Origin of the sequence: Flavivirga jejuensis (assembly GCF_030540765.1) — a bacterium.
GTDB classification, from domain to species: domain Bacteria; phylum Bacteroidota; class Bacteroidia; order Flavobacteriales; family Flavobacteriaceae; genus Flavivirga; species Flavivirga jejuensis.
The window spans coordinates 851763-864796 of record NZ_JAUOEL010000002.1 but is presented as its reverse complement, the minus strand read 5'-3'; the positions used below and the strand labels follow the sequence as shown (position 1 = coordinate 864796).

Genomic DNA, 13034 nt, shown 5'->3' with positions numbered 1-13034 from the left:
CTCGAGGAATTCTTTTCGATTAAATATTAAAAAACTATTGTTTTATAATACGTTTTATAGGTTAAAAATATATTTTTTATGTTGTGGTAATAATGACTATTATCATGTTTTTTTATTTTTAAATATTTAGAATGATTATTCAATAATTCTTCATTAAAAACAATGCTTTATACAGAATAACATTCCAAAATAATTCTTAAAACATTTTGTGAAATATGATGGAGAAGAAAACCCTATTTTGTAACTAACTTCACTTATATTAGTGTTTCCATTCTCAATAATTTGCTTAGCCTTTTGAAACCTTATATTTTCAAAAACTCATTTGCAGTTTGATTTGTAAGTGCTTTAATTTTTCTGTAAAATTTAGTTGAAAAAATTAGTAAGGTAAAATGGCGCACCATTTATTATTTCGGTATCATAATTAAAGCGTAAATCTCGATTTCGAAGTCTATTTTTAAGGACATATTTTATGGTGTAGTTTTGAAAGAAGCTGACCTATAGATAGTTATATTGGTTTGTCTTTTTTAATGTTCTCATTATAGGACTTTCAAGATTATATTAATCCCTCATGTGTAAAATTTAATCCCTCAGAGATAGTTTTTTTTTCCATTTATTTTTTCGAAATTTGTTCTGTGGAGCAATGATATTAGGATTATGCAGTATTCCTTTTTTGTTTCATAATATAGATAATTGAGGTGTTCAAAATGGACACCTCTTTCTTTGTTTGGAAATATTCTTATAAAATAAAGAGTAATTGGAGTAGCGCTTTATGATTTACACCATTCACCGTATTTTTATTTCATTTATTAATAGATGATGCGAATGTATCAAGTTTATTATTACTTCCTTAATTTGGATACTATTGATAGTAATATCCTCAAATAATCCCTTTTCTTTAAAGGAAAAGTAGCAGAAAGTATTTATAATACGGAGTAAAAAAGAAGTGTAATTAACTAATTTATAATCAGGTAAGTACAGGATGGTTATACCGTTAAATCATTTTATATTTAATACTATATAATTTTATCGCATTAAAATTATAAACAGAATGAATTTTAGAAGACGATTTTAATCGAAAAGAATCACTAGGTTTTGCCTTTGGATTTCCGTTGAAATTGTTATTATCATGAAATCGCAAGATTCATGAATTCATTATTATAAAAATATACCATAATGAATAAAACGGAAATCTAAATACATAATTTTTGTTTTTGACTTTTTTATAGATCAAAAACTGTGCTCAACATGATTGGGTATGAAACCAACGATATCCTTGACTCTCACTCGGGGATAGTTGGTTTCAAGAAATTCTTTGTTTAAAATAGCAAAGAACATTTTTTTTGAATTTTTAAAAAGTTCAATTAATAAAATGGAAATAATTAATAGCGTTACAATCCTTAACAAAATTTTATAGAACACTTAGTCCTTAAAATAAATTTGTTAGGGATTGTTATTTATAATAACTAACTGTTAGTTTTTATACTTATTAAATTAGGGCGCATAAATTATATTAGGTTCTGTATAAAAACACGAAGCTGTTTAAAAAGTGATGAACTTTGTTATCCAGAGCAAAGCGAAGAATCTCTCTTTTCTTTACATCTAACGAAAATTAAGGATTCATGTAACTATTACATTTATATACTTACTGGTAAAAGAAAATCAACTTTAGATTTTCTAGCCCTTCTTTCCTGTTTGACCAGTAAGCAGGCTTCTGAATGGCATAGCGACTCCATTTTGTTCAAAGGGTAATTCAACCCTATGTTAACAAAAAGATTGAATTTTAAAGCTTATTTTTTTGTAAATACTTACTAAAAACTAAAAATAAAACACCACTTAATAACCAGGCTGGGAATGTTACAAATGATAAGAAAATATCAAATTGAACAGAAATAAAATAGAATAAACCAAAGCTTATCATCCAGGCAAAAAGTACAGCATTATTAATTTTAATACCAGCTATTTCTGCATAATTCTTTTTGATTCCGAATTTTTCTGCGAAAAAATGTTCAAAAACAATAACAGCACCTACAGGGGCTAAAATAAATCCATATAAAGCTACAAATCCTAATAATTTCATTGCAAAAGCAGGGAAAATACCAGCAATTGTTGCAACGGTACCAGCAATTATCGTAACCCAAAATGTTGAAACTTTAGGTATAATTGCTTGAAAAGCTAAACCAGCTCTGTAAATTGTTGGATTAGCGGTTGTCCACCCTGCTAAAACCACGGCTATAATACCAAAAACACCAATGGCATTATGGGCTAATGGTCCAGGTGCTACAGGAGGTGCTTCACCATTAGATAAAAAGGATAAAGCTTCAGGAGATTTTAAATAGACGGCATATAAAAGAGCGGCAGCTATCCAAGCCATATAGTGTCCTACATACATGCCTGCTGCAGTTGTCCAACCAGAACTTGCTTTTTTAGCAAAGCGAAATACAGACAAATCGGACATCCCAACATGCATAGCAGCATTTGCAAACCAAGACCAGATAACCACATGCCAAAATGTGTATTTTATTTGTCCAGGGAATGGATCTGATCCTTCACCCCAAATATTCCAAAAATCAGAAAAACTAGTAACATTTAATTGATTTAAAGCGACTATACCACAAGCTAAAAATGCAATTACTATAATAGGAGACATCCAGTTAGCAGCTTTTGAAACCGTGTCATAACCTTTTGCAGCAATAATAGAAATTACAGCTCCAATAAGTATAACAATAACAATCCAAGTAATGCCATTTGGCATGGTATCAGATAGTTTAGGCATGGGCATATTAAAAGGAATACCTACTGCAGTAGCAGAAACGGTAATCATAGACCCTGCTAAAAAACAAAATAAGATCCCATTTGCTAGGTTATAACCAGTAACCAATTTTTTACCACAAATTTTTTCTAATTGAAAATACAATGTCAATCTGTTTTTAACCGCTATTTCCGCTGTTAAAAACCGCCAGCTTAAAACCGCTAAAAGATTACCAATTAATAAACCAATAATTAAATCGAAAGCACTTACCCCAGCTGTTAAAAATAAAGGACCAATCATAAATTCTGTTCCTGCAGCATGTTCTCCAGCATACATACCTAAAAAACTTTTCCAACTTTTAAGTTTTGATTGAGGTACGGGCGTTCTTTCAAATTCTCCTCCTGCAATATCTTCAATGATATCTTCTTCAATATTTACTTGGCTCATATTATTTTGGTTATGTTAGTATTCAATTAAATGTTGTGGTAAAAAAAAATTAAGGACATAGCTAATTATTTTATTATAAAAGGAACATGTTTTTTTAGGGAATAATTCTTTCTTAGAAATTTAGAATTCAATTTTTTATCAGAAATTGAGATAGCAGCTCCCAATGCTGAACCTAATGAGGAATCTGTAGTTCTTAATTTTTTATCTCTAAAATAGTGTGACAGTAATTTAATGTAAAGATCGTTGTCACTAAATCCGCCATCTACATATAATCGTTTAATAGTATCATTACCAATAACGTCTTTGATACTTTTAATTTGTAGAAGCACCAATTCTGTCATGAGTTGATGGTAAGCATGTTCAAATTTATCATAAGGTATTTGGGTTTTAGAGGGCATATCTGTATCCGTTATGCTTTCCCATTTATACATGTATTTAAAATCTTGTATGATCTCAGAATAGGTTTTATAATTGAATTTTATATGCTTATGGGAATCTTTAGAAACTCCAAAATGTTTAACCAATTTACTAACTTGAATTTTGTATTCGTTTCCTAAAAACAAGCGGGAAGCTTTTACAGGCTTACCATTAATTCGCATATAATTTATAAAATCTTTATCTTTAGTTTCTATAGAAATTGGATGGACTGTAAATGGATTTAGAGCGATACTCCAGGTACCTGTAGATATTAAAACAAAATTTTTATTAATACTTCTTACATAGGGTAACAATGCAGAAGAACTATCATGAATACCTACACCAATTTTAATGCGTTTTCCATTATAGTTCATGTTAATGCTGGTTTCTGTAGATACTATAGTTGGTAATATATGGTTAAGCGCTTCTTTATAAACCCATTTATGATAATCTTTTTTTGAATAATCCCAAAGTGCTGTATGGCAACCAATGCTGGTATATTCACTTAAAGGAATGCCTGTAAAAACATAACTAAGGTATTGAGGTAAATGAAGCGAATATTTTATTTTTTTAAATACCTCTGGTTTTGTATGCTTGATCCAATATAATTGTAAACCCGAATTTAAAAGGCTTAGATCAAAGCATCCTGTGGTGCTTAGAAAGTCTTCCTTTGGGCCATATTTTTCTATAAAAGAATCAATAACACTTTCGTCTATTGGTTTTGTATAGTTGTAAAGAGGTGTTAATACATCACCATTTTCATCAAGATGCACAAAACTGGCTCCATAAGTTGAAAAATTTATAGCTTTTACATTGTACGCAGCGTTCTCAAGAATTTTTTCAAAAACACTTTTTAACCATGCTTGTAAAGCTTGTAAATTTTCTGTAGGATATCCATCTTCATCTTTAATTTCATCAAATTGAATATACTCTTTGTAGACCTCTTTATAATTTTTATCAAAAAGAAAGAATTTCTTATTTGTTTTACCAATATCAAAAACAGCGGTTACATCTATCATAAAAGTCTATTATAATCCTGTTGCTACAGTGTTTTTACCCCTTTCTGTGATTAACTGATTTCTAATATCTAATGAGCGATATGCATTAATAGGGTTTAATGCACCACCGTTTTCTAATCTTGCTTTTTCAAGTAAAGGTCTTACATCGGTTCTGTAAGCATCTTGTAAAATTTCTTGGCATTTTACAACGTCGTTATCAAGTTGTGCTGCTTTTAACAAGTCTTGATCAATTAAAAGAGCTTTGGCGTAAGCTTCTTGAATCGCTTCAAGAGATTGTATTAAATCTTCTAAAGGGTCTTTTATATTATGGCTAGCATCAATCATCCAAGCTAAATCTGGATTTTGCGGATTGTTTTGCATCCCGTAAACTAATTCATTAAAAATTAAAAATAAGGCATAAGGTTTTATGCTTCCAACAGTTAAATCGTCATCACCATATTTACTATCATTAAAGTGAAAACCGCCTAATTTACCTTTAGACATTAAAATGGATACTATTTGCTCAATATTACTGTTTGGTAAATGATGACCTAAATCTACAAGCGAATAGGCTTTTTCTCCGCAAGCATTGGCTAACATAAAGGATGTCCCCCAATCTTGAATAACGGTGCTGTAAAAATTGGGTTCATAAGGTTTATACTCAATAAGCATACTCCAATCATTTGGTAACCCTTTGTAGATCTCTTTTAAACTGTTTTCTGTATTTTGAAGTGCTGTTTGAAAGTTATTTTGACCTGGGAAACAAGAGCCGTCTGCTAACCAAACAGTTAAGCTTTTAGAACCTAGTTGATTGCCAATATTGATAACATCTATATTATGTTGAATGGCTTGTTGTCTAACAGCTTCATTTGTGTTACTTAAGGAACCATATTTGTAACTTTCTTTAGCATTTTTTTGGTCTTGAAATGTATTAGAATTTACGGCATCAAACTTAATATCTAAAGAATTTGCCAATTCTTTTATAGCTTTATAGTCTTCTGGAATATCCCATGGAATATGAAGAGAAATAGCCCCAGCCGTTTGCGTTAATGCATGTAAAATTCCAACATCTTGAATTTTTTGTTCAAGGTTAGACGGCTCTCCATAATAAGAAAAACGTCCAAATCTGGTACCACCAGCACCCAACGCCCAACTAGGAATAGCAACTTGAAAATCCTTTACTTTACTGATTATGTTATCAATATTCACCTCTTTTTTTACTAGGCTATTTGATAAGAAATCAAAACGCTCTTGGTGTGATTCAAGGCTTTTATTATTAAGGTCAAGGATACTATGTTGTTTTATTTTCATTGATTATAAAAAATTTTTAAAAAAACCCCCATATTAATACAATATGGGAATTTTTACAAACTAAACTTAAATTAATTTATCGTACAAATGCATTAGACATGCCTCCATCAACATTAATAATGTTTCCAGTAGTTTTATCTAAAATAGCTACCAATGTAAATACGGCATTTGCAATATCTTCAGGGTATATAATTTCATTTAACAAATTTCTTTTTGCATAATGCATTGGTAATTCTTCAACAGTAATTCCATAGGCTTTTGCGCGACCTTCTGCCCATGCACCTTCCCATATTTTGCTACCCACTATAACACCATCTGGATTTACTGTATTTACACGTATTTTATCTGCTGCTAACTCTGCAGCCAATAATCTAGACATGTGTTGTTGTGCTGCTTTTGCAGTACCATAGCCTACATTATTAGGGCCAGACACCAATCCGTTTTTACTAGCAATACATATAAAGTTTCCTCCTAAGTTTTGCATACGCATAACCTCGACACCTGCTTTGGCTAATTCAAATTGCCCTTTAACTAAAACATTTTGTAAAAGATCCCAGTCTTTTTGAGTCGTTTCTTCAATAGGTTTAGAGATTGCTAACCCAGCACTATGAACTATAATATCTACACCTCCAAATTCTATGCAGGCTTTTTTATAAGCGTTTTGAATGGATTCGTAATTGGTAACATCACATGCTATATATGTAGAAACGTCACGTTTATAAGTAGCATGAGCTTCTTTTAAACGATCTTCATTAATATCGGTTAAAACAACATTGGCACCTTCTGCAGCTAATTTATCAGCAATAGCTTTACCAATTCCTCCACCAGCACCTGTAACTAAAGCTACTTTACGTGATAATGGTTGCTCTTTTGGCATCCGTTGTAATTTTGCTTCTTCTAGCAACCAGTACTCAATATCAAAAGCTTCTTGCCTTGGTAATGATGTGTAAGCAGAAATAGCTTCAGCACCACGCATTACATTAATGGCGTTAATATAAAATTCACTGGCAACACGCGTTGTTTGCTTATTTTTTGCAAAACTAAACATACCCACTCCTGGGTAAATAATAATGACAGGGTTTGGGTCACGCATTGCAGGACTATTATCCTTTTTACAAGTATTATAATAATCTGCGTATTCTTGTCTGTAGGCTTCAAAAGCAGGTTCTAATTTTTTAAGAACTGCTTTGGCATCCGAAACATCTTCATTAGGATCTAAGGTTAAAACTAATGGTTGGATTTTTGTTCTTAAGAAGTGATCTGGACACGATGTTCCCATAGGAGCTAAACGCTCTAAATCATTACTGTTAATATATTCTAAAACGACATCGTTATCTGAAAAATGCCCAATCATTCTATTTTCAGAAGAACATAAACCTCTTAATAGAGGCATTAATTGTGCTGCTTTTTCTAAGCGTGCTTCTTTTGGTAAACTTTGTACTTTTTGTCCACCAAAAACCGATCCATTTTCTTTGATTTTATTTTCAATGTATTCTGAAGCCATTTCAATAACTTCCAGGCTATTTATGTAACATTCGTAAGAGGTATCTCCCCAAGTAAACAAACCGTGGCTTCCTAAAACAATACCTCTAATACCAGGGTTTTCATTTAAGCATTTTTCTAATTGTAGGCCTAAATCGAAACCAGGACGTTGCCAAGGTACCCAGCCCATAGTATCACCCCAAATTTCTTTTGTTACTTTTTCGCTGTCTTTAGCAGCAGCAACAGCAATAAGGGCATCTGGGTGTAAGTGATCTATATGTGCAAATGGTAATAAACCATGAAGTGGTGTATCAATAGATGGCGCTTTACTGTCTAAATCATAAATACAATGATTAAAAAGCCCAACCATTCTATCTTCATCATCTAAGCCTTTATAAACATTCTTTAAATCTCGTAATCTATTAGTATATAATCCAGCGATTCCCGAACGTGTTAAAGTTCCAATATCTCCACCAGAACCTTTTACCCACATCACTTCGACATCTTCATTAGTTAATGAGGCTTTTTCTATAGTTTTACAACTCGTATTTCCACCTCCATAATTAGTGATTCTTAAATCTGCCCCTAATAAATTTGAGCGGTATAAAAACAGTTTTACTTGATCATCATTTAAGGCATTTGCTTTTTGATCGTCCCATAAATAATCGACATATTTAAAACTTTTAGTCACATTTTTCATTTTATATTGTTAGTTGTAAGTGTAATTTCAAAAATAAATGACTTGCTAAACATAAGTATCCTGTACTGTGCCGTGCGATTAATTAATATTAATGCTTAAATACTAAATTTACGGTAATAAATTTATCTTTCCAAACCCCTAAATTTTAATTTAGTCGTAAAAACCAGTACATTAGCTAGAATGTATATGTCTTCAAAATGTTATAATTATCATATAAAATACTTAATAAGTTTTTGAAGAAATATAAAAAAAAGTACGGTGCTGGGTGAAACTAGCACTAAATTTATTTTTTAGGGTATTATATAAGCTAAGGTATGTGCTCTAATTAAGAAATGGTTTAAACTTTTTGGCTTCAATCAAAAAATCTTAAATTACTTCTTAATAAAAAACCTAAGTTCTATTTAAATTTATAACACTATTTAATAATACTGGCTGTTTTCCCAGAGATGTAAAGTCGATCTGAAAGGAAATTAATTGAGATCGATTATCTTAGCTTGCTAGATTTAGGGGTATAAAAATTAACTTTGAATTAAGAGGTTATTATGAGAGACCATAAACCGAAAACTATTTTGTTGCTAATTGTTTTTAATAAAAATAAAGTAAGTATTTAAAAATGAATGTAATTAAATTTATAAAAATTGACGAAAATTCCAGAATACCTAAGTATCAGCAAATTGTAGATTCTATTATACATAACATATCAATAGGGAATTTTGAAATGGATCAAAAAATTCCATCTATAAATTTATTTAGTGAAGAATTTTATTTGTCAAGAGATACTGTAGAAAAAGCCTATAATATTTTAAAGCAGCGCAATATAATTTCTGCCATTAAAGGGAAAGGCTTCTATATTACTAGAACAAAATTAATTTCGAAGGTTAATATTTTATTTCTTGTTAATAAATTGAGCACTTATAAGATGAGAATGTATAATTCTTTTCTTAATAGTTTAGGACCTAATTCACATACAGATCTACATATTTATCATTGTGATGAATCTTTATTTTTGAATTTATTAAACAAATATAAATCGGCTTACGATTATTATATAATCATGCCACATTTTAAAACTGAAGATTTACGACATACCAGTCATACAGATGCGATAGTACAAGCTATTAATAAAATACCAAAGGATAGGCTAATTATAATGGATAACCTTATGTTGCCCGATAGTAAGGATATTACTGCAGTTTATCAGGATTTTGAAAATGATATATATGAAGCTTTAAAGAAAGGAATTGAAAGAATTCGACAGTATAAAAAAATAATGTTAATCTATCCAGAAAAATCGATTTACCCTTACCCAAAGAGAATTCTTCATGGCTTTAGAAAATTTTGTGTGGAATTTAAATTAGATTTTGAAATCCTTAATGAGGTTTATGATGACATGATTCTTAAGAAAGGAGATTTATTTATAACTATAGAGGAATTCGATTTAGTTAGCTTAATAAAGCAATTGCGTGAAGATGAATTTATTTTGGGCGAAGATATTGGCGTGATATCTTATAATGAGACACCTCTTAAAGAATTACTTGGAATAACAGTAATATCAACAGATTTTAAAGTGATGGGAGAAACGGTGTCAGATATGGTAATTAATAGAAAAAAAGAACAAATTAAGGTACCTTTTAATTTTATTAATAGAGATTCACTATAGTGTCATCCTATAATCGATTTATAAGATTATATTGAATAAGTATCCTGATAATATTATACAAAGGGTCACGACTCCGAAGAAAATACCGATAAGTTTTAATGACATTACTTTTTTTAACAACATCGCTTCTGGTAATGAAAGCCCAACAACCCCCATCATAAAAGCTATTGCAGTACCCAATGGTATGCCTTTGGCTACCAATACTTGAACAATAGGAAGTATGCCTGAAGCATTAGAGTACATTGGTACGGCAAGCACTGTAGCAATAGGTACTGCGAACAAATTCTCTTTGTTCATGTACTGCTGAAAGAAACCTTCGGGGATATAGCCGTGCATGAATCCACCTATTGCGATTCCCACAATAACATAGGGAATAATACCTCTTAATATGTTCATGACCTCATTCCAGATAACGGGAAGTCGCTTTATAAAAGGCTGTTTTTCCTTATAGAACTTATCTTGCTCTCTTTGTGCATTTGCCAGCACTTCTTTAACCCATGGGGTTAGTAAGGGTTCTAAATTAAGTTTTTGAAGAATGAAACCAGAAATGGTTCCTAACAGTACACCACTTAGTATATAAAGTATTGTTATTTTGATTCCGAATAAACCAACAAAAAGACCGATGGCTACCTCATTGACCAATGGCGAGGTAATTAAGAAAGCAAAGGTGACACCGAGTGGTATGCCACCTCTTACGAAACCGATGAATAAGGGAACCGATGAACAAGAGCAAAACGGGGTGACTACCCCGAAAAGGCTTGCCACCAAGTACTCCAGACCATATAGTTTATTTCTTGAAAGGTAGTTTTTTACCTTATCAATAGGAAAATAACTATTAACGATCCCCATAAAAAAGATCACGATAAAAAGGAGAATTAAAATTTTGGAGCTATCGTAAATAAAAAAGTTTAAGGCCTCAGCTAAATGACTTTTGGCTTTCATTCCTAAAATACCATATATCAACCAATCTGCTATATTTTGTATCCAATCAAACATTTTTATTTAGGATGCTATGATCTTTTTGTAACTATTTTTATTGATCCCAACTGTATTTAAAACTTTGTACTTTAGTGTATTTCGCTTTCAGCTTCTAAAAATTTTGACACGAATTCACAGGAATTCAGTTTTACAATGTTTATCTTTTATTTCGGTATTTTACGAAGCAGATTTTCAGTCTGCCAAAACGAACCTATGGACTTCCAGTCTATAAGTGGTTTATTTAAGTAATTCTAAGACTTCTTCTTTAGAAGGGATTCTACCTTTTATAGTAATAATATCATCAATGACCAATGCAGGAGTACTCATAACATTAAATGTCATTATTTCCATAATATCTTCAATTTTTTCAATAGTGGCATCAATACTATTTTCTTTTACTACATCGTGAACCAAGTTTGACATTGTTTTACATTTTGGACATCCAGTCCCCAAAATTTTAATTGATCTAGTCATAATATTATTATTTGTTTATCGCAAATAAGCGATGTAAATTTTAAAAAAATATCAACCAAAGAAATTTTCAAATAAAGATTTAGCTATTTTCCAATTTTCTTGATTGATACAATATTTTATTTTTGGCGGTTTTAATTCTCCTTGAATTAAACCAGCATTCTTTAATTCTTTTAAATGTTGTGAGACGGTGGATTGCGCTAGAGGAAATACATCAACCAGATCTCCAGTAAAGCAACAAGATTGTGCCTCGAGGTGTTTTAAAATAGCAATACGAGTTGGGTGTCCTAATGCTTTTGCAAATCTTGCCAAAGCCTCAGTATTTTCTTTGTAGTCTATGATCTCTAAATTTCTTTTCATATCTCTTATCGCAAATATACGATTGACCAAATGCAGTAAAGATGATATTTGTCATATTTAAGAGATTCAAATATATTTATTAACCTGATTTCGATGTAAGGATCGTAGATAAAAGTCAATAAATATGCTAGATTCCATTTATAATTATTATAGACTAGCTAGCTAGTCTATAATAATTTAAGGAAGAAGATGGTATGTTTATCGGTTTTTAGCTTGAAACTAATAGAGTTGAATATGTTTCAGATATCTAAAAAGTTTACTTTATTAAGGTAAATATCTTATAAACAGTGTTTTGGAAAAAAAACTCATTTTCCTTACGTTGAACACAGCTTCTAAAACTTTAGATATGCATATCATGCATTCACCAGAATTAAGTTTTACAATGTTTATTTTTTGATCACACCAGGTAATAAATTAGTTATATTAAAAGACCGTCTTTCCTTTATATGATCTTAGTTAATTTTCAGACCATATTAGTAATGTTAGTACGGACAAATATGAAATCTTATAAAGGTTTTTTTGTTCGTTTATCGTTTTCTAATACTACCAGAAACGTTATTACTTTTATCAACTTTTTCTGGGTTTCCATAATATTTTATATCACCTCCACTTGTAGCTTTAGCTGTAAGTTCTTTAGAGGTGTTTACAGTAATATCGGCACCACTTGTTGCCTTTACCTGACTAGATTCTGCAATTAAATCTGCTGCTTTAATATCACTACCACTAGTAGCTTCAGCAATAAGTTTTACCGTTTTTCCAGATAATCGTAAATCACTACCACTTGTTGATTTGCAGTTTAACACAGAGGTGTTTACTTCAAGTTTCATATCACTACCACTGGTAGATTTAAGCTCTAAATTTTCAGCAGTTATAACATTTGTAGCGGATACATCGCTTCCGCTAGTAGATATAATACTTGAGATATCTTTAAAACTTACCATGACTTTTTTTGATGAAGCTTTACCAATGTTTTCTCTAGTATGTATTTTTAAAACACCATTTATAACTTCTACTATAATTAGGTCGTGTAAATTTTCGTCAGCTTCAACAGAGATACTTTTGTTATCGCTTTGTGTTAGGTATACATCTAAACCTTCAGTAGCTTTAATAGTTGAAAAAGGGTCATTAATGGTTCTTTCTTCAGTTGTAACGTTTCCATTTCCGCGAACTCCAGTATTGAAATTCATATCGAAGTTGCATGAAAAGAGTGTTAAACTTAAAATTGTTGCTAAAATAAACTTAACTAGTGTTGCCATAATTATTCGTTTTTTGATTGATGATTTTTTTGTTATTCAAATATCTTATTAAAGATTATTGATTAGTAATCTAAGTATCTGAATTGTTTGTTTTTATAGATGAATCGTTAATTTAAAAATTTTCCGACCCTAGAGTCGGGGTTTCTAATTCGCCTCTCTTTTGGAGAGGTTAGAACTGCCAAAAAAGGCAGTTCTGGGTGAGGTA

At 30.9% G+C, this 13034-nt stretch carries 10 protein-coding genes; 1 reads left to right on the top strand and 9 read right to left on the bottom strand.

Annotated features, from left to right (window positions below; translation table 11 throughout):
- Positions 1–153: 153 nt before the first annotated feature.
- The 5 genes from Q4Q40_RS24050 to Q4Q40_RS08605 form a co-directional block, all read right to left on the bottom strand.
- Positions 154–258 (bottom strand): helix-turn-helix domain-containing protein, encoded by a 105-nt coding sequence (locus tag Q4Q40_RS24050; RefSeq protein ID WP_425556024.1) that lies wholly within the window; start codon positions 256–258, stop codon positions 154–156.
- A 1522-nt stretch (positions 259–1780) separates the two neighbouring features.
- Positions 1781–3196, bottom strand: a complete 1416-nt coding sequence (locus Q4Q40_RS08620) for a purine-cytosine permease family protein (protein ID WP_303301382.1) — start codon at positions 3194–3196, stop codon at positions 1781–1783.
- A 65-nt stretch (positions 3197–3261) separates the two neighbouring features.
- Positions 3262–4632 (bottom strand): FGGY-family carbohydrate kinase, encoded by a 1371-nt coding sequence (locus tag Q4Q40_RS08615; protein ID WP_303301381.1) that lies wholly within the window; start codon positions 4630–4632, stop codon positions 3262–3264.
- Between the two features lie 9 nt (positions 4633–4641).
- Positions 4642–5922 (bottom strand): sugar isomerase, encoded by a 1281-nt coding sequence (locus Q4Q40_RS08610; RefSeq protein WP_303301380.1) that lies wholly within the window; start codon positions 5920–5922, stop codon positions 4642–4644.
- 76 nt (positions 5923–5998) lie between these two features.
- The gene (locus tag Q4Q40_RS08605) at positions 5999–8104 is read right to left on the bottom strand and encodes a bifunctional aldolase/short-chain dehydrogenase (protein WP_303301379.1); all 2106 of its coding nucleotides are present in this window, start codon (positions 8102–8104) and stop codon (positions 5999–6001) included.
- A 613-nt stretch (positions 8105–8717) separates the two neighbouring features.
- Between Q4Q40_RS08605 and Q4Q40_RS08600 the strand changes: the two genes are divergently transcribed.
- Positions 8718–9764 carry a GntR family transcriptional regulator gene (locus Q4Q40_RS08600; protein ID WP_303301378.1) on the top strand — a complete coding sequence of 349 codons (1047 nt, stop codon included), beginning with the start codon at positions 8718–8720 and terminating at the stop codon, positions 9762–9764.
- An 18-nt stretch (positions 9765–9782) separates the two neighbouring features.
- Here Q4Q40_RS08600 and Q4Q40_RS08595 read toward each other — a convergent pair whose 3' ends face one another.
- The 4 genes from Q4Q40_RS08595 to Q4Q40_RS08580 all read right to left on the bottom strand — a co-directional run bounded on the left by Q4Q40_RS08595 (position 9783) and on the right by Q4Q40_RS08580 (position 12829).
- Complete coding sequence (locus Q4Q40_RS08595; RefSeq protein WP_303301377.1) at positions 9783–10760, bottom strand: permease; 978 nt, start codon at positions 10758–10760, stop codon at positions 9783–9785.
- Between the two features lie 219 nt (positions 10761–10979).
- Positions 10980–11216 carry a thioredoxin family protein gene (locus tag Q4Q40_RS08590; RefSeq protein WP_303301376.1) on the bottom strand — a complete coding sequence of 79 codons (237 nt, stop codon included), beginning with the start codon at positions 11214–11216 and terminating at the stop codon, positions 10980–10982.
- 51 nt (positions 11217–11267) lie between these two features.
- Positions 11268–11573, bottom strand: coding sequence for an ArsR/SmtB family transcription factor (locus Q4Q40_RS08585; RefSeq protein ID WP_303301375.1), 306 nt, complete (start codon positions 11571–11573; stop codon positions 11268–11270).
- Positions 11574–12100: 527 nt separating this feature from the next.
- Positions 12101–12829 carry a head GIN domain-containing protein gene (locus tag Q4Q40_RS08580; protein ID WP_303301374.1) on the bottom strand — a complete coding sequence of 243 codons (729 nt, stop codon included), beginning with the start codon at positions 12827–12829 and terminating at the stop codon, positions 12101–12103.
- Positions 12830–13034 lie beyond the last annotated feature (205 nt).

Coding starts and splice junctions, on each gene's coding strand:
- Q4Q40_RS08620 (WP_303301382.1), bottom strand. CDS start 3,196: ATGAGCCAAGTAAATATTGAAGAAGATATCATTGAAGATATTGCAGGA.
- Q4Q40_RS08615 (WP_303301381.1), bottom strand. CDS start 4,632: ATGATAGATGTAACCGCTGTTTTTGATATTGGTAAAACAAATAAGAAA.
- Q4Q40_RS08610 (WP_303301380.1), bottom strand. CDS start 5,922: ATGAAAATAAAACAACATAGTATCCTTGACCTTAATAATAAAAGCCTT.
- Q4Q40_RS08605 (WP_303301379.1), bottom strand. CDS start 8,104: ATGAAAAATGTGACTAAAAGTTTTAAATATGTCGATTATTTATGGGAC.
- Q4Q40_RS08600 (WP_303301378.1), top strand. CDS start 8,718: ATGAATGTAATTAAATTTATAAAAATTGACGAAAATTCCAGAATACCT.
- Q4Q40_RS08595 (WP_303301377.1), bottom strand. CDS start 10,760: ATGTTTGATTGGATACAAAATATAGCAGATTGGTTGATATATGGTATT.
- Q4Q40_RS08590 (WP_303301376.1), bottom strand. CDS start 11,216: ATGACTAGATCAATTAAAATTTTGGGGACTGGATGTCCAAAATGTAAA.
- Q4Q40_RS08585 (WP_303301375.1), bottom strand. CDS start 11,573: ATGAAAAGAAATTTAGAGATCATAGACTACAAAGAAAATACTGAGGCT.
- Q4Q40_RS08580 (WP_303301374.1), bottom strand. CDS start 12,829: ATGGCAACACTAGTTAAGTTTATTTTAGCAACAATTTTAAGTTTAACA.